The organism is Veillonella ratti (assembly GCF_003992115.1).
Taxonomy (GTDB): Bacteria; Bacillota; Negativicutes; order Veillonellales; family Veillonellaceae; genus Veillonella_A; species Veillonella_A ratti.
The window spans coordinates 1-25,038 of record NZ_RQUX01000016.1 but is presented as its reverse complement, the minus strand read 5'-3'; the positions used below and the strand labels follow the sequence as shown (position 1 = coordinate 25,038).

21 protein-coding genes are annotated in these 25,038 nt (G+C 42.8%); all 21 read right to left on the bottom strand.

Features of this window, described 5'->3' with window-relative positions; all coding sequences use genetic code 11:
• Positions 1-105: 105 nt before the first annotated feature.
• A complete protein-coding gene (locus tag EO124_RS07550; RefSeq protein WP_127059008.1) occupies positions 106-1,110 on the bottom strand; it encodes a 3D domain-containing protein in 1,005 nt (334 codons plus the stop codon).
• Between the two features lie 555 nt (positions 1,111-1,665).
• Positions 1,666-3,780, bottom strand: coding sequence for an RNA degradosome polyphosphate kinase (locus tag EO124_RS07545; protein WP_127059007.1), 2,115 nt, complete (start codon positions 3,778-3,780; stop codon positions 1,666-1,668).
• A 3-nt stretch (positions 3,781-3,783) separates the two neighbouring features.
• Positions 3,784-5,334, bottom strand: a complete 1,551-nt coding sequence (locus EO124_RS07540; protein ID WP_127059006.1) for a Ppx/GppA phosphatase family protein — start codon at positions 5,332-5,334, stop codon at positions 3,784-3,786.
• A 10-nt stretch (positions 5,335-5,344) separates the two neighbouring features.
• Positions 5,345-6,883: an exopolyphosphatase gene (gene ppx / locus EO124_RS07535; RefSeq protein WP_127059005.1), complete on the bottom strand. Its 1,539-nt coding sequence runs from the start codon at positions 6,881-6,883 to the stop codon at positions 5,345-5,347.
• 208 nt (positions 6,884-7,091) lie between these two features.
• On the bottom strand, positions 7,092-7,862 hold the full coding sequence (locus EO124_RS07530; protein ID WP_127059004.1) for a TatD family hydrolase: 771 nt from the start codon (positions 7,860-7,862) through the stop codon (positions 7,092-7,094).
• A gap of 1 nt (position 7,863) precedes the next feature.
• Complete coding sequence (gene metG / locus EO124_RS07525; protein ID WP_127059003.1) at positions 7,864-9,882, bottom strand: methionine--tRNA ligase; 2,019 nt, start codon at positions 9,880-9,882, stop codon at positions 7,864-7,866.
• Positions 9,883-9,982: 100 nt separating this feature from the next.
• The gene (rsmI, locus tag EO124_RS07520; RefSeq protein WP_127059002.1) at positions 9,983-10,837 is read right to left on the bottom strand and encodes a 16S rRNA (cytidine(1402)-2'-O)-methyltransferase; all 855 of its coding nucleotides are present in this window, start codon (positions 10,835-10,837) and stop codon (positions 9,983-9,985) included.
• Entirely contained in the window at positions 10,824-11,552 is a 729-nt protein-coding gene (locus EO124_RS07515) for a tRNA1(Val) (adenine(37)-N6)-methyltransferase (RefSeq protein WP_127059001.1), read from the bottom strand. Before EO124_RS07515 ends, rsmI begins: the two co-directional genes overlap by 14 nt.
• Entirely contained in the window at positions 11,542-12,387 is an 846-nt protein-coding gene (locus EO124_RS07510) for a PSP1 domain-containing protein (protein WP_127059000.1), read from the bottom strand. Before EO124_RS07510 ends, EO124_RS07515 begins: the two co-directional genes overlap by 11 nt.
• Complete coding sequence (locus EO124_RS07505) at positions 12,384-13,427, bottom strand: DNA polymerase III subunit (protein ID WP_127058999.1); 1,044 nt, start codon at positions 13,425-13,427, stop codon at positions 12,384-12,386. Before EO124_RS07505 ends, EO124_RS07510 begins: the two co-directional genes overlap by 4 nt.
• Positions 13,428-13,488: 61 nt before the next feature.
• Positions 13,489-14,181 carry a dTMP kinase gene (locus tag EO124_RS07500; protein ID WP_127058998.1) on the bottom strand — a complete coding sequence of 231 codons (693 nt, stop codon included), beginning with the start codon at positions 14,179-14,181 and terminating at the stop codon, positions 13,489-13,491.
• Positions 14,182-14,191: 10 nt separating this feature from the next.
• Positions 14,192-15,634 carry an aminotransferase class I/II-fold pyridoxal phosphate-dependent enzyme gene (locus EO124_RS07495; protein ID WP_127058997.1) on the bottom strand — a complete coding sequence of 481 codons (1,443 nt, stop codon included), beginning with the start codon at positions 15,632-15,634 and terminating at the stop codon, positions 14,192-14,194.
• Positions 15,635-15,800: 166 nt separating this feature from the next.
• Positions 15,801-16,304: an NUDIX hydrolase gene (locus tag EO124_RS07490; RefSeq protein ID WP_021840342.1), complete on the bottom strand. Its 504-nt coding sequence runs from the start codon at positions 16,302-16,304 to the stop codon at positions 15,801-15,803.
• 76 nt (positions 16,305-16,380) lie between these two features.
• Positions 16,381-16,578, bottom strand: a complete 198-nt coding sequence (locus EO124_RS07485; protein ID WP_127058996.1) for a hypothetical protein — start codon at positions 16,576-16,578, stop codon at positions 16,381-16,383.
• Between the two features lie 220 nt (positions 16,579-16,798).
• Positions 16,799-17,377, bottom strand: coding sequence for an aminoacyl-tRNA hydrolase (gene pth, locus EO124_RS07480; RefSeq protein ID WP_127058995.1), 579 nt, complete (start codon positions 17,375-17,377; stop codon positions 16,799-16,801).
• A gap of 100 nt (positions 17,378-17,477) precedes the next feature.
• Entirely contained in the window at positions 17,478-18,431 is a 954-nt protein-coding gene (locus EO124_RS07475) for a ribose-phosphate diphosphokinase (protein ID WP_127058994.1), read from the bottom strand.
• Positions 18,432-18,540: 109 nt separating this feature from the next.
• Positions 18,541-19,920, bottom strand: a complete 1,380-nt coding sequence (gene glmU, locus EO124_RS07470) for a bifunctional UDP-N-acetylglucosamine diphosphorylase/glucosamine-1-phosphate N-acetyltransferase GlmU (RefSeq protein ID WP_127058993.1) — start codon at positions 19,918-19,920, stop codon at positions 18,541-18,543.
• Positions 19,921-19,924: 4 nt separating this feature from the next.
• Positions 19,925-20,749, bottom strand: coding sequence for a pur operon repressor (purR, locus tag EO124_RS07465; RefSeq protein ID WP_021840347.1), 825 nt, complete (start codon positions 20,747-20,749; stop codon positions 19,925-19,927).
• Positions 20,750-21,123: 374 nt separating this feature from the next.
• The gene (locus EO124_RS07460) at positions 21,124-21,900 is read right to left on the bottom strand and encodes a peptidoglycan-binding protein (RefSeq protein WP_241230688.1); all 777 of its coding nucleotides are present in this window, start codon (positions 21,898-21,900) and stop codon (positions 21,124-21,126) included.
• A 306-nt stretch (positions 21,901-22,206) separates the two neighbouring features.
• Positions 22,207-23,394: a Na+/H+ antiporter NhaA gene (gene nhaA / locus EO124_RS07455; RefSeq protein ID WP_127058991.1), complete on the bottom strand. Its 1,188-nt coding sequence runs from the start codon at positions 23,392-23,394 to the stop codon at positions 22,207-22,209.
• Between the two features lie 254 nt (positions 23,395-23,648).
• Positions 23,649-24,815 (bottom strand): Na+/H+ antiporter NhaA, encoded by a 1,167-nt coding sequence (nhaA, locus tag EO124_RS07450; protein ID WP_127058990.1) that lies wholly within the window; start codon positions 24,813-24,815, stop codon positions 23,649-23,651.
• Between the last annotated feature and the right edge of the window lie 223 nt (positions 24,816-25,038).

Genomic DNA, 25,038 nt, shown 5'->3' with positions numbered 1-25,038 from the left:
ATTTCGTTACAACCTCTTCTTACGACGAGTTTACATATTTAATTACTGTAAAAATTCAATTACTATGAAGTTAATCAGGCCAGAATTAAGTGCTGAAAAACTTCTTTACTGTAAAACATAAACTTCTACAGAACGGCGACCGAATTCCATCGCCTCACCGTAAGATTCCATTAATAAGTCAATTTTGTGACCTCTAATAGCTCCGCCGGTATCCGCTGCTATAGCCATACCATAGCCCGGAATGTAAAGACGTGTACCCAATGGAATCACATTCGGATCCACTGCTACAACGCCTCGTCTGGCCACCATACCGGTAGCCGTGATGCCTCGACCATCACCATCACCCGGTAAATACGCTGACGCTTCCATAGTCAGCACCTCGCGATAGCGTACTACCCCACGAGAAGTTTCTACCACATCTCGTGAACCTTCTTTGATGATTGTCGGTACCATCCGTTTAATATCATTCTGACTAATAATTTGCTTTTTGATTTCCTTACCATCCTGGTACAAGATTTCCTCCTCAACGGCAACTAAACCGGGAGTCCCCTCTTGGATAACTTCCTGTTCGCCGATGTGCATGGAGTCGTCTCGCTGACGAATAACCTGTACTTCTACAGGCTGTTCGTAAGTTTTTACAGAACGACCGGTTACATGAGCTATAGCAACCTCACTACCAGCTTGTAAGTGCTGATTGCTATCTCCCAATGGTACGTAATTAGGTGCATGATATCCCAACTCATCAGCTAGACCCTGGGCTGTCGTTTGAACGGTCATAACATCTTTAGCTACGCCGTCAATCGTTACTTTTACAGGAAATGCTCGTAGAACTGTTAATTGAGTTCCATTTTGCAAAGTCTGCGTATTTAATAATACAGCATCTTTTGGCCCGAGCGTAATCCCGGCATCGTGTAAAATGCCCTCCGCTGAGTTGAGGTGTGTCCTAACAATCTGTGCTTGACCATCAGCTAAAATCGTAACTGATTTCTCATTCCAAGCAAAGCCTGAAATCGTCATAAACACGACCGCTAGGAGTAACAGCAAAAGTGACGTATGGCGTCTCAAGAGGGTCGCCATATTCTTCTTTTGCATTACTAGATATTTTGTCATCTAATCCCTCCTACCGCGCTATTCTACCACAAAGAGATACAGAGCGTCAACAAAACGGCCGGGCGGTATAAATAAATACAGCATCTTCAGATTTCTCTCATGTTTATATTTTTCTTTATTTTTCGTTTATGTCCTTTTACAGTGCACACAAAATAGCTATAATTATATTTATTTATTTTATTTATAATCTCGTCATTTTTATTTTATTCTCTTTAGGAATAATTGTACATAAAAATACACTACCAGCTCTGAACGCCTTTATATAAAGGGCTCACAGGTTTAATGTCAATAATCAAAAAGAAGTATCGACCTGATAATGGAAATCACTTTCTATTACAAGTCGATACTTCAGTAAGAAAAATTATTTGATTTTCTGATAATTACACAAAAATGTGTTTAAATGTTTTTTAAAACCAACCGCTATAATCGGCGCTTTATTATTAAACGATTCGTGTAATTTTTCACTTCTAATTTCAGGCGTATACATACCTTTATTATGTCGTATTTAAGGTTAATAACGGCTTATACATTAGCTGAAGTCATATATAAGACTTATTATTCCTTAAACATTGGCTGCATGCGCTCAACTACCGTCATTTTTGGATGTTCACTCGCCTGTTTGGCTTCTTTCATCAACGTTTCTTGAGCCGAAACTTTGTCAGTCTTACTTACAAGCTTACGATAGGAGCCGTCAGCACGCATTACATGGGCTTTTTGATTATCGCGAAGATATAAATCTAAAATGCCGCGAACGCGTTCTTTATGGATTTTATCTTCAATCGGAATCATCAGTTCTACACGTTCATTGAGGTTACGCGGCATCCAGTCGGCACTGGATAAGAATACGCGGTCATTACCGCCGTGACGGAAGTAGAACAAACGATGGTGTTCCAAGAAACGACCGATTATAGAGCGAACCTGGATATTTTCACTCACATTCGGAATGCCCGGACGCAAGGTACAAATACCACGTACAATTAAATCGATTTTAACCCCTTTTGAAGACGCTTCGTAGAGTTTAGCCACTACTTCGCGGTCCAATAAAGAGTTCATTTTAGCTATCATATAAGACGGTTCGCCTTTTTCGGCATAGCTGATTTCTTCATCGATGAGTTCCATTATCTTTTCGCGTAAATTGAGAGGTGCTACGATGAATTTATTCCAAATCGGAGGATCGGAATACCCGGAAATTAAGTTGAAGAAAGCAGACGCATCTTCACCGTATTCATCATTGCAGGTGAAAATACCACAGTCGGTGTATAAACGCGCTGTTTTGCCATTATAGTTCCCTGTTGCCAAGTGAACATAACGGCGAATAGCATCATCTTCGCGACGCACTACCATGGTAATCTTGGAGTGAGTTTTCAAACCTTTCAAACCATAGATTACATGACAGCCGGATTTTTCCAAACGACGGGCCATTAAAATATTATTGGCTTCGTCAAAACGCGCCTTAACTTCCATGAGGACTGTTACTTGTTTACCGTTATCCGCCGCTTTAATAAGGGACGAAATAATTGGCGAGTTGCTACTTACACGATACAAGGTCTGTTTAATAGCCAATACCTGCGGATCATTGGCTGCTTGGGCTACAAAGTCTTCAACCGTTTTAAATGTTTCAAACGGATGGTGCACGAATAAGTCGTGACGGCGAATGAGGTCAAAAATATTTTCTTCTTCATGACCTACAAGATCGGCGGGTTCACAAGACTCAAACGGTGCATAGCGCAAGTAATCATAGCCTTCCATGTCACAGAAGCCAAAGTACGTACATAAATCGAGCGGACCTTGTACGATAAATGCATCTTTCGGTTTTAACTGCAAGCTGGTTAAAATGAAGTGCAATAATTCGTCGTCCGGTTCACCGGCTACTTCCAAACGAACCGTAGCACCACGGCGGCGGCGACGTAAGGACTCTTCCATTTCAAGAAGTAAATCTTGTGCTTCTTCTTCATCGATTTCAAGGTCGGCATCACGGGTTACACGGAATGTCATGGTATTTAAAATGTCATACCCCACAAAGAACTGCTCTGCATAGAAGGTGATGATATCTTCTAAGTAGATGAAATACCGCTGGCCGTCTTTAGCAGGCACTTCTACGATACGATCGAGTACCGACGGAATTGGCAAAATGGCATTCTTTGTTTCTTTATCCTCTTCGGTTTCCACAACAGAACGTTTAATTTGAACTACCGTATTCATTGTTTTATTTGCCAAGAATGGGAATGGATGGCCCGAGTCGATGGCAAGCGGTGTTACTACCGGATATACCACCCGTTCAAAGTGAATGCGTAGCCATTCCAACTGTTCCTCGTTCAAATCTTCCGGTTTTACAAAGTGCAAACCTTCTTTGCCGAGCATTTCCATAACATGGTTCAAATAAGTGTATTGAACACGCACCAAACGCTTAGCGGACTCATCAATAGCGCGTAATTGCGCACGCGCATCCATGTGAGCCGCATCGTATTTAACGATGCCGTTTTCTTCCTGATGGCGCAGACCGGCTACACGAATCATAAAGAATTCGTCTAAGTTTGAACTGGTAATCGCAATAAAACGCAATTTTTCCATCAATGGATTCGTATTGTCTATCGCTTCTTGAAGGACGCGTTGATTAAATTTTAACCATGATAATTCACGGTTAAAGTAATATTTATAGTTTTCAAACATGCCTTATTTACCTCCTATGCGTAAGACCATTTCCAAACCAAAAACTTCACTAAAATATTCTGCTTCTCGTTCAAAGGTCCATTTTTCCAAGGACAAGTCTTGCTTCGTCGTCGCTTTAACCACGATGCGTTTATCATTGCGTTCAATAGCCAGCTTCGACACTTTCAATTTATGACTTACATCCAAGGCACGCATACAACGTAATACGGCCACGAATTTTGATACCCATATCTTTTGGACTTCTTTTAAATAACGGAAGTTTTCATCATCATCATCGGGTTTGCCCTTGTAATGGTAAAATACCACATTGGCTACCACTTCTTTTTCACGATCCGACAAACCGAAAAGGTCAGTCCCCATAATGATGCGATACGCATGTTCACTGTGATTACGGAGACTCACGAATTTTCCCACTTCCGATAAAATAATCGCCGTGCGAAGTACAAATATCATGCGTTCGTTAATACCGAAATCCACTAAATGACGACAAAGCTGTACCGCAAAACGCTCAACCTGAGCAATATGGGTTTCATCAACCTGATAGCTGCGCGCAATAGCACGAGCCAATTGTAAGTTTTGTTCGCGCATCACTTCAAGGAACCGGTTATTTTCAAGTTCCGCGCCCTTGTACACAATTACGCCCTCGGCAAAGCCGTAAGGGCTGATTAACAGGCTTTGCGGTCGTACCATTTTTAACAATTCCGAATACAATACAATAGTCGGCATAAGGATATTAGCACGATATTCCGGAATACCATAGCGGTTAACGAGTTTTGTCGCTGTAACGCCATGGAAGGTGTCAACAAAGTCTTCAAATTGCTGTGGCAGTAAAGACATAGTTTCCTGACCATGTGTTTCAAACCCCATCAAATTTGCAATTTCACGAGGTTCATCGCCGGATAACACGAAATATTTAACGTTAAAACGACGTACTTCTTCCTCTAAAGGTTGCAACATACTGTGCAAATATTCACCTACCGCTGCCGGGAAGGATAAAGATGAGCGCTGATTACGGTTAAAGGATTCCATAACGCGCAAAGTCCCTAAATGCACGTTTTCTTGGAATACCAAGGTACCCTTTTGCCACACCGTAAGCCCTACGCCGCCGGATGTAATATCGATAAATAAGGCTGCATCTTTAGTCTTAGTAAGCCCTTGTTTCATCATATGATAGTACAATCCGAAGTATTTATAATAAATTTCTTTAGGCATGTCCACGACTTCTACTTTGAAGCCGGTCTGCACGAAAATTTGGTCCATAATACTGCGACGGTTTTCAGCTTCACGAACGACAGCCGTAGCATACACGGTATAATCCGTAACTCCGTATTCATCGAGCATTCGTTTATAACCTTTTAGCAGGCGACAAATTTCTTCGATTGTTTGGAATGATAATCGTTTGCTGTGAAACAATTCTTCCCCGAAGTTTACATCACGCGAAGCATAGTCGATTATTTTCACTTCATCGATAGTGGTGTATTCTACGATGGTAATACTCATACTGCTGGCTCCCAAATGGATGGCTCCATAAAGGGGCGGCTTCGATAATGCCATTATTTCCTCCTTATAAGGCTTCGCGCCACTCTACAATTAAATTCTTTCTAAAGTCCTTCTTACACTGCTTAATCAGCTTACCAATGACCACCTCCGCAATGGATGTATTGCCGCCCGGCTTTTTCCAAACGGTCACATTAATTGTTTTATCAGTAAATTCAGTATTAACCAATACAGCCGATTGTTCATGGCTTTCGTCAATCGCTTCCGCTAAAGCTAATACTAAAGAAACTTGCGCTATCATAACTCGATCGTCCGCCGTCAATAAATGACCATACGGCGAGGCCTTAATAAATTTACTGTTAGTCCCATGAGAATTGGCTGCCACAAAGGCACAAATGGCCTGCTCTTTATGAGATAAACCGTATAAACTGCTGTTAACAATCAGATAGGCACTGTGACGGGCATGACCGTAATAGTTAATAGTCTTACCGATATCGTGGAGCAACGAAGATACTTGCAACAATTCGCGCATGCGCGGCCCCCATTGATATACCTTATCCCATTGATCATAGAGCATCTTCGCTAAATTCGTAATGTACTTGGCATGAATCAAATCGCCTTGTACCATGTTGAGTAATACATTTTCAGCGGAATGAAGCAGAATATCATCAACGATACCGTTTTCATTCATATAATTTCGGCCATAGTAACGATAAAATAAGCCGTCACGCAAACCGCAACCGCTGACACGAATAGTATTGGCATCAACGAACAACATAAGTTCGCGAATCAAAGCTGTCCCGGCTACGATGATATCGGCACGTTCAAAGGAAAGACCGGAAATCTTACGGCGCTGTTCCAATGTACGGGTACATACATCTTCATAAATCGCATCTAAGCGTTCAAATGATAATTCATAATTATGCAGTTTTTCAATCGGATAATTATGCGCTCTTTGGTCAATTTTAGCCAAATTACGCACTGTGCCGCCAATCCCAACAAGCGGTAACTGTTTATCCTTCAGCCATTTCTCCTTGCTAAGTACATCTTGAATATGGCTGATTAAGTTTTTACGCTCTTTTTCAGACATTTCATCGCCGCTTTGGAATTTACCCGTTAAAGTAAGCGCCCCCATAGGCAAACTTACACTATGTTTTACAGTTCTGTCTTTAACGAGTGTTACTTCAATGCTGGCGCCCCCAAGGTCAAAGAGGATGAAGTCTCGAAGGCCAATGGTATTCACTACCCCTAAAAATCCCAAATAGGCTTCTTCGGTGCCATCAATACATTCCAGGTCAATACCGGTACGGTCCTTAACCAGCTTAAGGAATTCGTTTCCATTTTTAGCTAAGCGTACGGCAGCAGTGGCTACGGCATATATTTCAAGACTATCCATGGCTTCTGCCATGTGTGCAAATGCCTTAAGTGTCATAATGGCACGTTCCATAGCTTCTTCAGTGAGTTTATTTTTCTCCCACATATTCTCACTGAGTCGAATGCTCTCCTTCTGCTGATAAATCAGCTGATAACTGCCGTTTTCGTTAATTTCAATAATAACAAAACGTACGGAGTTGGATCCCAAATCTATAAATGAAACACGCTTCATAATTCTACCTCTCGTCTAAAACAATATGTTACCTTAATCTTACCGAAACTGAAAGAGTATTTCAAGAATATTACATAATCTTTACACACTTTATACAAAATTTTTCCTTGTCATTACATCATCGATTCACTTCAGTTAAGACTGTAAATAAAAGAGCTCTCTTCGCAAAACTCACGAAGAGAGCTCTTATTGGTTACTAATATTTATACTATTTAATATTAAAAATTCGTTTACCGTTTTCAAGGGTAATGGCTGCTATTTCGTCTGCTTCCATACCGCGTAAAGCAGCAATTTCCTGCGCTACGAACTGAGTCTTGCTCGGATCGTTACGACGCCCTCTGAATGGTGGCGGTGTCAAATATGGCGAATCCGTTTCAATCAATAAGCGATCGAGCGGAACCTGTTTGGCCACTTCTTTCAACTTTGTAGACTTAGGAAATACTACCGGGCCGGCAAAAGAAATATAAAAACCCATTTTAATGGCTTCTTTCGCCATTTCCCAACTGCCGGAATAGCAATGGAAAATTCCATAATTCCCCTTGCCGTCAGTGCGGAGTGTATCCATAATATCGCCGTGCGCATCGCGGTCATGAATAATAATCGGCAAATCCACTTCGCGGGCCAGCGCCAATTGGCGTTTGAATTCGCGCATTTGCGTTTCACGATCGGAAAAATCATAGTAATAATCCAAACCAATCTCACCGATAGCTCTTACCCGGTCATTGTTAAGAGCTTGCTCTTTAAAGTATTCATAATCTGCTTCCGTCACATCTTTCGATTCGTGAGGATGCACGCCTACAGCTGCATACACATAATCGTATTTCTCAGCCAAAGCGATACCGGATTCCGCCGTGCCGCGGTCAACTGCGGGACACATAATATAGCGAACACCTTGCGCTCGGCAATCCTCCAACATGGCTTCACGGTCATTGTCAAAACGATTATCGTTAATATGCGCATGCGTATCAAACAATTCCATCTTATTTCACCAAACTTCCCGGAATAAGCGATTCGATATTGGTTACTTCTAAATTATCGGCAAAGTCGGAGGCAGATAAAATCATGCCGTACGATTCAATGCCCATGAGTTTCTTAGGTGCCAAGTTGGCAAGGTAAATTACTTTCTTGCCAATCATATCTTCCGGTTCGTAGTATTGAGAAATACCACTAACTACGGTGCGTTCTTCCACGCCCACATCTAAGACAAATTTTAAAAGTTTCTTGGATTTTTTAACTTTTTCACAGGAAATAACTTTAGCTACGCGCAAGTCCAGTTTGGCAAAATCGTCATATTCCACATTGTCTTTGATTGGTGGAATTTCCTGTTCACCTGCTTCGGCAGTTTCATTGGTGCGGTCTGTTTCATCCGCACTTTCCGTACCCGTTTTAGCGGCCGCTTTTTCGTCTGCTTTAGTTTCAGTAGCTGCCGGAGCATCTACCATTTCAGGTACTTCGAAACGAGGGTAAATTGGTTCCCCTTTTACTACTTTCGTGCCGCTGGCTAAACCGCCCCACTGGCGCACATCGTCAAGTTTGGCATCGGCAAAACCGGTAAGGCCCAATTGTTCCCAAATCTTTGGTGCCCCTGTAGGGATTACAGGATCAACTAAAACGGCGATAATGCGTAAAGCTTCCGCCAAATGATACATTACGGTCTGCAATTTTTCAGCATCCCCCGCTTCAGCACCTTTGGCAAGTACCCAAGGCATAGTTTCATCAATATATTTATTGGTACGACCGATGAAGGCCCAAACAGTTTTTAACGCACGGTTCAAGTCGAAGGCTTCCATGTAAGTTTCGTAGTCTTTAACGGTTGTTTCCGCCATAGCCGCCAAATCTTTGTCATATTCACTGACGGAAGGCATAGCCGTAATCACGCCGCCGTGATATTTTTCAATCATTGCTACGGTACGATTTAACAGGTTGCCCAAGTCATTGGCCAAATCGGAGTTAACGCGCTGTACAAAGTTAGGCAACGTAAAGTTACCGTCATTGCCCAAGTGAATTTCACTCAATAAGTAGTAGCGAAGAGCATCGGAACCGTACATATTAATGAGCGGAATCGGATCCACCACGTTACCGAGGGATTTACTCATTTTGGTGCCGTCTACAACGAGCCAGCCGTGACCGAATACTTTTTTAGGAATCGGCAATTCAAGACTCATGAGCATAATCGGCCAAATGATGGAGTGGAAACGAACGATTTCCTTACCTACCAAGTGCATATCAGCAGGCCAGAATTTTTTGAATAAGCTGTCATCTTCTTCTAATGGATTCAAAGCACTGATGTAATTCACAAGTGCATCAAACCATACGTACACAACATGTTTAGGGTCAAACGGTACTTTGATGCCCCAGTCAAAGCTGGTACGGGATACGGCCAAATCTTCAAGGCCCTGTTTAACGAATTGAATCATTTCGTTACGACGCGCTTCCGGCTGGATAAAATCAGGGTTTTCATCGATAAATTTAAGCCATTGATCGGCGTATTTACCCATTCTGAAGAAATAGCTTTCTTCTTCTACCTGTTCTACAGGACGACCGCAATCAGGACAAGTATGGTTAGGACCCAATTTTTGTTCGGTCCAGAATGTTTCGTCCGGTGTGCAATACCAACCTTTGTATTTAGCTTTGTAAATATCGCCTTTGTCATAGGCTTTTTGGAATAAGTACTGAACTACTTTTTCATGACGTTTTTCCGTAGTACGGATGAAATCATCATTGGAAATATTAAGGGCTTTCCATAATTCTTGGAAGCCGGTAACAATTTTAGTTGTATATTCAAGCGGCGTAATCCCCATTGCTTCGGCAGCACGTTGGATTTTTTGGCCGTGTTCGTCAGAGCCTGTCAAAAAGCGCACATCATAGCCGGCGCGGCGTTTGAAACGCGCTACCGTATCGGCAATCGTCGTACAATAGGTATGACCGATATGAAGCTTGGCACTTGGGTAATAAATTGGTGTTGTAATATAAAATCGTTTGTTGGTTGTATCTGACATACAATAACCTCCTCTTATTCTATAACAAGGTGTAGCCTTATAAATTTAATTATTTATCATTCACGGTTTCATCAATCTAAACATTTAATGCCTAATCGATTTATGTGTCCTGTGCCGCTTCAACGGCATTGTACACATCGCGTCTGGCTACGCCCAGTCGTTTGGCAACTTCGCGTATTGCTTCTTTTTTAGCCGTTCCGGCTTCCATAAGCATCATCACAGCACTTACATAATCATCAGTTGACATTGTTTCTGGCGCTCCCGACTCAGCGTGAACGGCACCGCCTACGACCAAAACAAATTCACCTTTAATGGTAACCAAATCCTCCGCTTTTTGCAAAGCTTCCAAATCGGTACGCACAAAAGTTTCAAACTTTTTAGTCAACTCCCGCCCTAACACAATTGGACGATTGCCTAAGTATTTATATAACTCCTGTAATGAAGCTTGTAAACGATGAGGCGCTTCATAGAACAATAAAGTGCCTTCATAAGTACCCACACGCTCCAATAATTCTTTACGGTGGCTGCTTTTCTTTGGTAAAAAGCCTAAAAAAGTAAACTCCCTCGTATCGAGCCCCGACGCAATGAGTGCCGTCAAGGCCGCATTCGGCCCAGGTAATGGAACCACCGGAATTACCGCGTCTATGGCCGCTAATACAAGATTGGCGCCCGGATCGGAAATAGCCGGCATACCTGCATCACTGATAACCGCCACATCGTGACCGCTTAGTAACAACTCCATTAAGGGCTCTTCCTTCGCATCCTTATTATGCTCATGATAGGATATTAAAGGCTTTTTAATATCAAAATGTTTTAACAACAGACCGCTGTGCCGCGTGTCTTCGGCCGCTATGGTATGCACTTCCTGTAAAACACGGACAGCCCGATAGGTCATATCTTCCAGATTGCCTATGGGCGTAGGTACTAAATATAAAGTTCCTTTAGTCTCTGTCATACCAACTACGCACCTCCTCACTGTACACATTCGGTGTGTCATAAATATATAAAGGGGCTTCTGTAATTAAACCGACCTGCCCCGCCTTACGTGCTTCAATAAGAACCAATTTAGCCGCTTTGCCCGGCATACTGTGGACAAAACGCATTCGCTTCGGTTCTAATTTCACTGCTTTTAACGCACCCAATAAATCCATCAAGCGACTTACCGGATAAATCCAAAAAGCCTGTCCCTGATATTTTACGAGCTTTGCTACTGCCCTTGCAATATCCGTAATATCATACATTGTCTCATGACGAGCTAAACTCACATCAGAAGATTGGGGTATTGCTCCCTGCGAAGCCGTAAAATATGGTGGATTGATAAGAATTGCATCAAATCGCTCCACCCATTCAGCACCTTCAAGCTTACAGTAATCTGCTTCAACCAAAGAAATTTCCGTTTCTTTGTGATTTAATGTAATATTACGGCGCGCTAAATCGGCCAGCACCGGATTAACTTCAATAGCCGTAATCTGCTTGGCGCCGAGAGCGGTCATGAGTAAAGGAATTACCCCTGTTCCCGTGCCTAAATCGGCATAGCGGCGCTTTTCACTAAGTTTTGGAAAATGCGCCAGTAATACCGCATCAATAGCAAAACGGAATTGATCGGTCCGCTGCCACAGCTTCATTCCGCCAATCAATAAATCATCAAGTCGCTCTGCATTATTCTTCATCAGGCAATACGATATCAGTCCACGGCAAGTCGATAGTACGACCTTCTTCCAGCTGTACTTTTACCGTTTTCTTGTTGCGATTAATCTTCAATACCTTGCCCATACCTTCATCGGTTACTACATCTTTACCGATGCCCGGCGGTTCTACAATAACGGGTGCCACTTTAGTTTTCTGCGTATATAAATCGCCGCCCTTGGCATACAAATCATTTTCATAATTTAAGCAGCACATCAAACGTCCACATACACCGGAAATCTTCGTTGGATTAAGGCTTAAATTCTGATCCTTAGCCATGCGAATCGATACGGGTGAAAAATCCCCGAGGAATGTGGCACAGCATAAAGCACGGCCGCAAGCACCGATACTGTTTAAAATTTTAGCTTCATCGCGCACCCCTACCTGACGCAATTCAATACGCGTACGGAATACGGTGGCTAAATCTTTAACCAAATCACGGAAGTCAATGCGTCCGTCAGCGGTAAAGAAGAAGATGATTTTGTTCATGTCGAAAGTATATTCAACATTGATGAGTTTCATTGGCAATTTGCGGTTGGCAATTTTCTCCAAACAAATCTCAAACGCCTTTTCTTCACGCTGCTTATTTTTTTCTACTTGTTTGTAATCTTTCGGGGTGGCCTTACGAATTACGCTTTTAAGCGGTTGAATTACCGACTCTTCGTCCACTTGGCGCGGTGCAATTACCACATCGCCGAATTCAAGACCGCGAGCCGTTTCAACAATAACACCGTCACCTAAGTTCAAGCTGGCACCACCGGGAGCAAAATAATAAATTTTACCCGCTTTTTTAAATCTAACACCGACTATGGTTGTCACTGGGTGTCCTCCTTTAAGGCTTGGCGAAGGGCAAACAATACGCCATCCATAACCAAACCTGCTTTCACATTTAATCGAAGTGCCTCTTCCGCCGCCAGCGTTTCCCGCTCTACGGTCAATAAGGTTTTCACCTTCCATGACGATAAGATTTGCAGCAAACGCTCTTTATGGAGAGGACACTGTAGTACATCATCCGGCGCACCGGCTCTTAGAGCCATCATATCGCGCGCCAAGAGCCGCAACCAGCCCATTAACTCGCGCATGTCATCGCGTTTAAGGGATTCCGTTTGCAGGCTCAACTGTGTAAAAAACAAAGCTTTCGGCAGCTGTTCCAGCATTTTTACGGCCTGTTCCAATAGTGGCAACGTGCCTCTCAGGACCAGCTCACGAACCAAAGCAGGATTACCCTGACCGGCTCCCAAAGCTTGTTGTAAATCTTCGGTGAAGCCTTCTTTACGCAGTGCCGCCGTAATAATATCATTACTTACCGGACCGAAAGGAACCAGCATGCACCTTGATTTAATAGTAGGTAACACCGAAGCAATTTGATTCGTTATAATTATGAAAAAAACATCAGCCGGCGGCTCCTCAATAGTTTTTAACATGGCATTGGCCATAACTGCATTAGCCGTTTGAAAATCTTCTACGATAACAACTCGTCGGCCGCCACCGGTACGCCCTAAATAGGAACTTAACAGCTCATACCACTGCTCTACCTTCAGCATATTCTTCATCGGCCGCAACCAAAAAGCCTGACCGCCATCAACGTAAATAGGAAGGCCTTCCGCTTCCGTTTTTTTCTCCGATTCGCCATCCGCTTGACGAGCATTCGCTACAGCTTCTAAAAACTGAGCGCCTCCATCAGCCGAAAAGACTTGTCGACCTATTAATAAAGAAGCTAAGCCAATAGCCGTATTTAATTTTCCCAGGCCCTTCTCCCCATAAAATAACAAACTATGGGGTAAGGTACCGCGCTCTACCAAGATCGTCAAATGGTCGATTATGGCCTTTTGACCGATAACTTGCTCAAAATACGACATGGTGCCTCCTCAATGTATTACAACATATTTATTATATACCGTGAAGCCCCTAAAAAACAACTCAAAGCGAAGGCTCTAAGTCATTCAATACGGCAGCTACTGCGTTATATACATCCTCATGAATGTCTTCTATGGTACGAAGTTTCATATGTTCATCGGCACAAGCAATACGCTGCCAATCATAGCGTGCCACCAATTCATCATAGGCCCCGTGAACACGGCCCAAATATGCATGGTCTTTCTCATGAATATCGCCGGTAGCGCCACCGGTTTTATGTTTGCGCTCCGCCATAAGTGCTTCGCTTACTGCAAGTGGCATATCCAGTAAACATACCGCATCAGGTCGCGGTAAGCCGAATTTTACGAACTCAAAATCTTCCAACCAGTCGAGAAATGCCTTGCGTTCCGCCGGGTCTTCATATTTTACCATTTGATGTACCATATTGGACGTCGTATAGCGATCGGCTAAAATAATGCCCCCTTCTTCGTAGAAGTTTTGCCAATCCATGCGAAAAGAAGCAAATCTGTCCACAGCGTATAACGAGCTGGCCACGAAGGGATTTACATCGGACGGTTTTTTACCGAAATCACCGGCTAAATACATCTTTACCGGCATGGCGGCCGGACTGTCGTAATTGGGAAAACTCACGGACTTTACCTTATAGCCTTCTTTGAGTAAACGTTCTTTTAATAGCGCTGTCTGCGTAGCTTTACCGCTACCGTCGCCACCTTCAATAATTATTAAACGGCCCACGGGTCACACCTCATTTACTAATAATACGAATTGTTTTTAATGTTTTATCAGCGCAGCCATTTGGCAAAAAGCCCATGGCTTGCCGCTCCTTAATATAGGCCAACACCGTCGGTGTAATTCGTTCGCCTACGCTGACAAAAGGAATCCCCGGCGGATAATAACTGATAGTCTCGCCACTGATTTGCCCTGTCGCTTCTGTAAGGGCCACAGTTTCTGTTTTACTGTAAAAAGCCTCACGGGGCGTCAGTACCACTTCCGGACTTGGCAAACGCGAGCCTGTAGCCAATGGCTTTGCCTGAGGGCTTGATTGCTTAAATTCATTTACCTTCGCCGCCACCTTACTTACCGCATCAACCAGTCGTTTAATGCTGTCTTTGGTATCGCCTAGCGTAATGAGCACCAACACATGATAAGCCTGTACCAATTCTACCTCGATGCCTTCCTTGCGAAGCAATTTTTCCGCATCTACACCGGTCAATCCGAGCTCATAAAAATCAATGAGCACTTTGGTCGCATCATAATCATATAAACCGGTAAAATCTTCGGCAGCCGGTACAGTAATCCCCGGAATGCTCTGCAAACCCCGGCGTAATTCTTGTGCCAGCATTTCCGCCTTGGCGACTAACTCCCGGCCCTTTGTCGCCATTTGATGACGCGCCATATCAAGGCTGGCCAGAAATATATAATTAGGACTGGTACTCTGCAAAATCTGATGAACCTGCGTGATGCGTCGTTCATTAATGAGCATACCCTGTCCATGAAGCATCGATGTTTGTGTTAAAGAACCGATTAATTTATGTGTACTTTGTGCCACTAAATCGGCCCCACAGGCCAAGGCACTTTTAGGTAAATTTTTACCAAACGGCAAATGGGCTCCATGAGCTTCATCTACAAGAACAATAACACCTTTCTTATGAGCTAATAATACTATAGCTTCTAAATCAATGGCAATGCCATAATAATTCGGGTTTACCAAAACGATGGCTTTCGCCTCCGGATGCTTGTTTAAGACTGTTTCTACTTCACGGGGTGTAGTCCCCAAAGGTACACCGAAACGCTCATCAAAACGCCCTTCCAAGTAAACCGGCTTGGCCCCACTTAAAATTAAACCGCCCATTACTGAGCGGTGTGCTTCACGGGGAATAATAATCGTATCACCGGCACCGACCGTACCCATAATCATTGTTTCAATTAGCGCGGTGGTCCCGTTTATAGAAAACCAAGTGTGGTCGGCCCCATATAATTGAGCCGCCAAGTCTTGCGCTTCTTTTAACGAACCTTCCGGTTCATGTAAATCATCCAGCGCATACATCACGCCTAAATCATAAGGCAGCGCCGGATCCATCCATGCTTTTAATGTATCGGGCGCTCCTACGCCTATTTTATGGCCCGGTGTATGAAACGGCACGAAATGCTCTTCTTTATAAGCCTCCAACGCTTCTACAAAAGGCATGCATGACTGATTTAATGCTATATTATTACATTCCCTATTATTATTTTTCGTTTGTGTATGTGTTTTCAAAATAAAACCTCTGTTTGCTTATTTTTATATACATACAATTATACCATTTTATAGTAATGGCGGTGTATCTATTTGTAATTTTATAAATACTAAATCGCTATTTGTAATTTTCTACAAAATATTGACGTAATTCTCGGCCCCGCTCATTGCTTGTTTTAATGCGGTCCAAAGCCTCACGTAAGGAATCCTGCAACCGATAGGTATTAAGCTCTGCCGGTTTGACCCAGGCAAAGTCTGTATGTTCGTCCGACAATACTACGTCACGATTATTTGCTTTGGCAATGAAGATAACGCCTGTCAAGAACTGCAATTTATTGCGTTTATAGGACCACAGACCGGCTACATCAAGCAGTTCGACCGTAAGACCGGTTTCTTCACGTACTTCTCGTAACGCCGCATCATGTAAATCTTCACCAAACTCAAGACCGCCACCGGGAAATTCCCATGGTCTGAGTCCTTCTCTATCCTTTTTTTGTAATAATAAAATATCGCCATCGCAAAAAATCATACATTTCACTGACATTCCCATACGCCTTGTTTGGCGTGGCCCGGCAGGAAACGAACGTTGCTTACGCGGTTTATGATTTTGTCGTACGAACATGTAATCCTCCGTTCTCCCTTATATCGAAAAAAAGGAGACTATAGCTCCGTATAGTCTCCTGTGTTTACGCTAAAGCTTACTTGCTATAAGCGGCCGCATATTGCGTACCTAGCGTTACATATTTTTCCATTTGCTGAATAACATCTCTCAACTGATGTTTACTCAATGTTGTTAACTCTTTGCCTCTGGCGGCATAATTAATAATGTGAGAAATCTCGAAACCACTATATCCCAGCACCGATAAGCGGTTCGATAAACTTTGAATCTTGTTCATAATCGAACCTCCTTTGTTATTCTTATAACTTACAGCGATTTGGGTTAAAACCAACTGCTAAAAAGTGGTTGGGTTATTACCACATACCCGTACGACTGCTCAGGAATGTTCAAGATTATGACATTGTTGGGTTTAAAGTTCATCCTCCTCAAGCATTAACACTGACAATCTATCCGGATAATAGAGTTATTATATCGAAATTATTAAAACTTGTCAAGTGTTATTGACGACGACCTTTACGCGGATTGTATAAATTCATACCTTTGTCGAGCCCTACCTCTAAGGTGCCTAAAATAGCTTTGGCCATATCTTCAATGCCTTTATTCACCTTATCCTGCTGTTCTTCCGGGAACGGTGCCAATACATGGTCGATAACCGTCCATTGCGGTAACGGTCGGCCGATACCGAAACGGAAATGAGGGAACTCAGATGTGCCCATATGAGCAATGAGGGATTTAATCCCATTATGACCACCCGCACTGCCGTTAGGACGAATACGGATTTTACCGACCGGTAAATCCATATCATCGTACACGCAATACACATCGGCCGGGTCTATTTTATAATACCGCATCAAAGGGCCTACTGATTCACCGCTGGCATTCATAAACGTCTGCGGTTTTACCAAAAGAACCTTCTCGCCGTCAATTGTTATTGTCGTAATAAGTGCTTTAAAATCTTCACGCCACGGCGTATGAGCTTCTTTCGCCGCCATAGCATCGATGACCATAAAACCTATATTATGTTTTGTCTTTTCATATTCACGGCCCGGATTCCCGAGCCCTACAACCATTTTCACTGTTTACATCCTTTATCTACGAAAAACAGAACCTCCGGAAAGGATTCCGGAGGTTACACACATCGCTCTACAGAGGCATAAACAGCCATGCAGAGAAAAATTATTTATCAAACAAATTACTTACCGATACTTCGTGGAAGATACGCATAATCGCTTCACCCAATAAAGGCGCTACCGACAAGGACGTAATATTTGGTAATTTATGTTCTTCCGGTAAATCAATCGTATTGGTTACGATTAATTCCTTAATATTGGAGTTTGCAATGCGTTCGCAAGCAGGATCAGTTAATACGGCGTGTGTTACACAAGCCATAACGGATTTAGCACCGAATTCTTTAAGTGCTTTTGCCCCTTCAACCAAAGAGCCGGCTGTATCAACGATATCATCGATAATGATGCAATTCTTACCTTCTACATTACCGATTAAGTTCATAACTTTAGCCACACCCGGTTGCGGACGTTTCTTTTCGATAATCGCAATCGGCGCACCGATACGGTCAGCCAAATCACGAGCACGCGTTACACCACCAAGGTCAGGCGATACAACGATTAAATCTTCCATTTTCTTTTCGTTAATGTATTTTGCCAAAATGGAGGCACCGAATAAGTGATCCACCGGCACATTGAAAAAGCCTTGAATCTGACCGGCATGAAGGTCAATCGTTACCAAACGAGTGATGCCGGCTGTCTGCATTAAGTCAGCTACCAATTTAGCCGTAATCGGTTCACGACCGCGAGTTTTACGGTCCTGACGAGCATAGCCATAGTACGGCACTACCGCCGTAATGTGACGCGCAGAGGCACGTTTTAAGGCATCAGCCATAACTAATAACTCAATTAAATTATCATTTACCGGATAGCTGGTAGGTTGCACGATAAATACATCTTTACCGCGTACGCTTTCATCAATCATAATCTGTACTTCGCCATTGTTGAAACGACCTACAAACGCTTCGCCTAAAGGTAAGCCTAAGTAATCACAGATTTCTTTCGCCAACTCCGGATTCGCATTACCTGTGAAAATTTTAAGTTTCTTACCGTCTTCAAATGCCATGATTCAATACCCCTTTTGCTAATTAATAACTTCGTTGCTCCTAGCAAACCTCATCTTTATTATTGTATACTATTACCGTCTTTATTGCAAAAAAGTAAACAACTTTTTTCTATTTTTTCTTAAATGTATCGTCAGTCACCCAGTTTTCTTTTACAATTTGACGAGCCCGACCTACTGCCAAAGATTTAGCCGGTACATCTTTGGTAATAGTGGAACCGGCGCCGATATAGCTGTAATTACCAACCGAAACAGGGGCTACTAAATTAGAATTACAGCCCACAAAAGCACCGTCACCGATTTTGGTACGGTGTTTTAATTTACCGTCATAGTTAACCGTAATTGTACCGCAGCCTATATTAACGCCGCTGCCTACATCACTGTCGCCAATATACGATAAGTGTGGGAATTTAGTCCCTTTACCGACAATACTGTTCTTCACTTCCACAAAGTTACCGATATGAACGGATTCGCCGATAACCGTATTAGGGCGTAAATGTACATACGGTCCGATATCGGCACCGTCTTTTACTTCACAATCATGAGCATAGGTAAAATGCATAACCACTTCGTTGCCCACTTTTACATTAGTTAAACGACTATGTGGTCCGATTTTGCAACCTTCACCGATAACCGTTGTCCCTTCAAGTAAGGTACCCGGTAAAATTACCGTATCGGCACCGATTACAACTTCCGGTGCAATATAAGTGGATGCGGGATCGATAATCGTCACACCGAGGTCCATGAAATGACGGTTTGTGCGCTCACGCAAAATACGTTCTGCTTCCGCCAATTGTGCTCGGGAGTTAACGCCTAACGACTCTTCTTCGTTAGTCATCATATAGGCACTTACGCGATCACCCTGATTTACCAAAATGCCTACCACATCGGTAATATAAAGTTCGCCCTGCGCATTGTCATCGGATAACTGTTCCAAACACGGCCATAGCTTTTCACTGTCAAAGGCATACATACCGGTATTGATTTCCTGTACCGCCAACTCTTCCGGTTTGCCGTCTTTTTGTTCCACAATGCGAAGAACCTTGCCCGTCCCTTCTTCGCGAATAATGCGGCCGTACCCGGTTGGATCAGCCATATGAGCCGTCAATACAGTAGCCGCTGCACCGGTTGCTTCATGTTCGGCTAACAACGCTTCCAACGATTCACGCGTTACGAGTGGCGTATCACCGCAGAGCAATAAAATGGTCCCTTTGTAATCACCTAATAAAGGTTTGGCCTGCTTAACAGCATGGCCGGTGCCTTTTTGCTCAGTCTGGGTCACGAATTCAGCAGCCTCACCCAAGTACGCCTGTACTTGTTCACCGCCAAAACCGACAATAACAACATTGCGTTCTGTGCCCACTGTTTTTACGGTTTCAAGTACGCGTTCCACCATAGGCTTACCCGCTACGGGATGCAATACTTTCGGTAGTTTAGACTTCATGCGGGTCCCTTTACCGGCCGCTAAAATCAAAGATGTAATAGGTTTCATACAATTAGGCCTCCTTATCAGCCTCTAAATTTACAGGTTCGATATCAATACTGCGTGTTTCTTCATTAACACCGTTAAGAATTAAGAGTGCTTCGCAATCTTTTACAACTTTAGGATCCGGCGTCGATACCAATACACCGATACCAACCACGGTACCACCCATTTCGGTAACCAGCTCCCGCATGCCGTTCGCCGTACCGCCGGCTTTCATAAAATCATCAATGAGCAACACTTTGGATTTAGGCGGAATAGCCCGTTTCGTAAGCGACATAGTCTGAATGCGACGATTCGATCCGGTCACATAGTTAATACTGATAGACGAACCTTCTGTCACCTTGCTGTCACGGCGAGCGATAACAAGGGGTTTGTTAAAAGCTCGCGCCACCATAACGGCCAGCGGAATTCCTTTTGTTTCTACCGTCATAATATAGTCCGGGTTCCGGTCGGCAAAGCGAGTCATAAAAATCTCGCCTAAACGGCTGGCAATATGCCAATCATATAAAATGTCTGACATATACAAGAAGCCCCCCGGAATTACGCGGTCCGGTTCTTGTAAACGCTGCTGAACTTCACGAAGGACAGACATGGCTCGCTCCCCTTGCCGATACGGAATAAAGCGAACACCACCGGCTACTCCGGCTACCGTTTCCAAGGTGCCTAAGGAAAAATGTTGCAAAGCTGTTTTCACGGAACTTAAATCTTCACTGAGTGTGGACTTTGCAATATCAAAAAAATCGCAAAAATAGCGTAAAGATATCAATTCTTGCGGAGAATCTACCAACAGTTTAGTAAGCGCTACCATGCGCTCAACGCGTCGCACTTTTTCCACTGTATACCTCCTTATACAAAAAAATAACGTTGCCGACTATGCCAACAACCTTGTTCTCTTTTAAGGATACCACAAAACGTTCGGAAAATACATACTTTAAAGGTAAAAATCCATACATTCGAGGTTAATTTTTATCTGAACGTTCGCAGTTTGCATGTATCTTTCAAGAGTGGATAGTCAAAACATCCATTCCCTGTCAAACATTACTACTATCTTATTCCATATTTTGAATAACAAAAGAGACTATAACCTAAACGAAGAAATGAATCCTCGTTTTTGTTACAGCCTCTTTAGCTGCATTTTAGATGTTAATAATTGAATTCATAAAAGTAAATTCATACATAGTACTAACGCTTCTCTAAAATCTTATTCTCTTATTCTAAAATATAAACCTTAACGGTTTGTCGACCAAAATCTATGGCCTCGCCATGAGAATCCATGGCTAAATCGATACGATTACCAATAATATCGCCGCCGGTATCATCCGCGACTGCATATCCGTAGCCCTCGACATAAACCGCTGTGCCTAAGGGAATCACATTCGGATCCACCGACACATACCCACGTTTCAATAAATTGCCTCGTGCCGTATATGAGGAATTACCCGGATCATATGCGGAATAGGCTGTAGCATTCATTGACATAGTCTTCTTATACTCTGTCGGAACACCGCGCTCTTTAGCTAAGAGCTCCATTGTCTTGCTGTCCACTTCACCGGTAACGGCTAAACCGTTTGCCTTCTGGAAACGTTTTAAAGCATTGGCTGTGCCATTGCCGAAAATACCGTCAATCGAACCCGGTGAAAAACCACTGTGGGCTAAACGAGCCTGCAAATCGGAAACCGAGCGACCTCGATCACCAAAACGTGACACTTCTACGCTATTGCGCACATTGCGAGACTGTTGTGCTGCTGCAAATTTCTTATTGTTCTCTTTCATCGCTGCCAAGGTGTCGCTATCCACCTTACCCGTAGCGGATAAGCCGTTTTGCTTTTGGAACATGCGCACTGCATATTCCGTATTATTACCAAAAACACCGTCAGCTGTATCAACCAAGTACCCTTGCGTTATCATCAAACGCTGAACATATTGTACTTCGCTGCCGCGATCGCCGCGTCCTACATCAGCCAATACTACTGAAGTACAAGCCATTAGAAACGTTAAGAGAACTGTCACTATTCTAAGTTTTCTCAATATTTCCACCTCGTATCTAAATGCAATACTATTTTACTTTATTTTGGGAATTTTGTCAAAATTCGACCCCTTTTATCAATTACAATCACCACTTTAATCAAAATAAACGGGGGTTTTTCCCACTTCGATTAATATCTTCGATATAGTTATTCATTTAGCGGTATATTTAATTGACCATCACATATCTCAACCGGGAAACTAAAAGGACTGTTACTCTTTTTTAAAAGTAACAGTCCCTGCATCAATCGTCATCGTTTCAAACGATTATACTAAATGATTTTTATGAAAAAACGGATCTTCCGGTTCAGTCAATTTCACTTCCGGAGTAAAGAAGCGAAGCATAATATAGCCGCACACACCGGATACAATAGAACCTAAGAAAATACCAACTTTGGCAATCTCCTGCGCATGGCCCGGCGGGAATGCCAATAAGTTAACAAAAAGGCTCATAGTAAAGCCTACGCCACAGCAGAGGGATACGCCGTAAATGTGTTTCCACGTAAGCGGCTTAGGCATCGGTACAATCTTCGCTTTAACAAGAACAAACATGATGCCGAAAATGCCGATTTGCTTGCCCACGAAAAGGCCCAGGGAAATCCCCAAAATAACCGGATGCATAAGTTCGGACCACTGGAAGTCACCGAAGGAAACGCCCGCATTGGCAAAACCGAACAACGGTATGATGAGGAACGTAATCCAGCCGCCCAATGCCTCATGCCAATCATTTAACGGCGATAATTCCACGCCGTTACGCAACACTTTGGACGGAATCGTCATGGCTAAAATTACACCCGATAAAGTGGCGTGTAAACCAGATTTAAAGATACAGAACCAAAGAGCTACGCCAAGAATAATGTACGGCCACGGGCTGACTACGTCTTTTTTATTTAATAATAAGAGCAATACAAAAACAAGAATCGCACCACCCAAGTACATAAACTCTAAGGAAGGCGTATAGACAGCGGCAATAATTATTACGGCAATTAAATCGTCAACTACCGCTAAGGTTGTCAAAAATACTTTTGCTGCCAACGGCACGCGCGATCCCAATAAGGAAATAATACCGATGGAAAAGGCAATATCCGTTGCCGTCGGAATCGCCCAACCGCGAACCAATTCGCTTTGATTATAAGTAAAAAACGTATATATCAAAGCAGGCATCAGAACGCCAAAAACAGCTGCAATAGTCGGCAACAAGCGTTTCGCATTCGTATTTAGCTCGCCTTCGAGCATTTCATGTTTTACTTCAAGGCCGACGCCTAAGAAAAAGATGGCCATTAATACATCGTTTATCCAATGAGATACGGATAAAGGACCCACGTACGTATGCAATATTTGTTCATACTGCGGACCGAACGACGAATTAGCTACGAGCACGGCCAGTACTGCCGTTAACAGCAATAAAATGCCCCCCGTAGCCGGCGCTTGAAAAACTTTTTTAAGACTCTCCATATGTTTCCTTCACTTTCTCACACATTCATAACCTCTCATAAGCTTCATCACATTTTATAATTTATGGTGATGCGCTAACTTAACTAATTCCTCTGCACTACTTAGTATACCCTATTCAAAATAAAACTGGCAATAAAATAAAGAGGTTTATTGAAAATTTTCAATAAACCTCTTGCTATACAATTTTATATTGTTAAAATCCCCAACAACGCTGTACGAATTTCAATACCAGCCTATCAATAATTACTATAAAACTAATCTTCTTTCCGTTCTAAGGCACTTACATCAGGCGTTAAGAATCTAAGTACTAAATATCCTAACACACCGGAGAGGATGGAGCCCATGAAAATACCGACTTTCGCCATTTCCTGAGCATGACCGGCCGGAAATGCCAATAAATCGACGAACAAGCTCATAGTAAAGCCTATCCCACAGCAAAGAGCAATGCCATATACGTGAGACCAAGTTGCATGAACCGGCATGTCAACCAATTTAGTTTTAACTAAAACAAATACGGTAGCAAATACGCCAATTTGTTTACCTAAGAAGAGTGCTAAAGAAACACCGAGTACTACCGGATGGAATAAATCGGAGTATGTAAAATCCCCAAAGGATACACCGGCATTAACAAAGCCGAAAAGAGGCAAGATTAAGAAGGTAATCCATTTGATTAACGCATTGTTCCACTGCATGACAGGTGAAATCAAACGGCCCGTGCTGTATTTAGCCCGATACGGTATGGTCATGGCCAGGATAACACCGGACAATGTCGCATGAAGACCGGATCTAAAGATACAGTACCATAAGCCGAGCCCGAGAATAATATACGGAATCGGATGGAAAATCCCTCTTTTATTCAGTATCATCAAAAGTATAAAAAGCACAACCGCCAATCCCATGAATAAAAATGACAAGGACTCGGTATACACGGCGGCAATGATAATAACTGCAATCAAATCATCCACAACAGCCAATGTAGTAAGTAATACTTTCATGGCTATCGGAACACGCGTCCCCAATAAAGAAACTACGCCAATGGAGAACGCTATATCCGTCGCTGTCGGAATAGCCCACCCTCTATGGTATAAAGGGTTTGCATGGTTAAATGCGAAATAAATAATGGCCGGAACCATAACGCCGCAACATGCGCATATGGTCGGTAAAATACGCTTTGCATTCGTATTTAATTCACCGTAAATCATTTCATGCTTAATTTCGAGACCAACGCCTAAGAAGAATATGGCCATTAAAACATCGTTAACCCACAAATCAACCGGGAATGGTCCCAACGGTAGTTTTAAGAACATAAAATACTGTTCTGCCAGTGATGAGTTTGCTACTCCGACTGCCAGTGCAGCTGAGATAAGTAATAAAATCCCACCGGCTGAAGGAGACTGTAGAAATGATTTAATCCAAGCCATAATATCCTCTTCTTTCTTAAGGAAATAAACTTTACAATAATTTTGATAATCTCACTTTCCGGTCGTTTATTTCCTTTTAGTTATTTTATATATAATATTATATCATCTTTTATCATGAAGAGGAATGTAATTTTGTGCGTTTTGTGTATACATTTGTACAACAAAAATTGATAAGAGTTATTGAGAAATATGATTTTTAAAGCTAACTTATAAATACAATTAC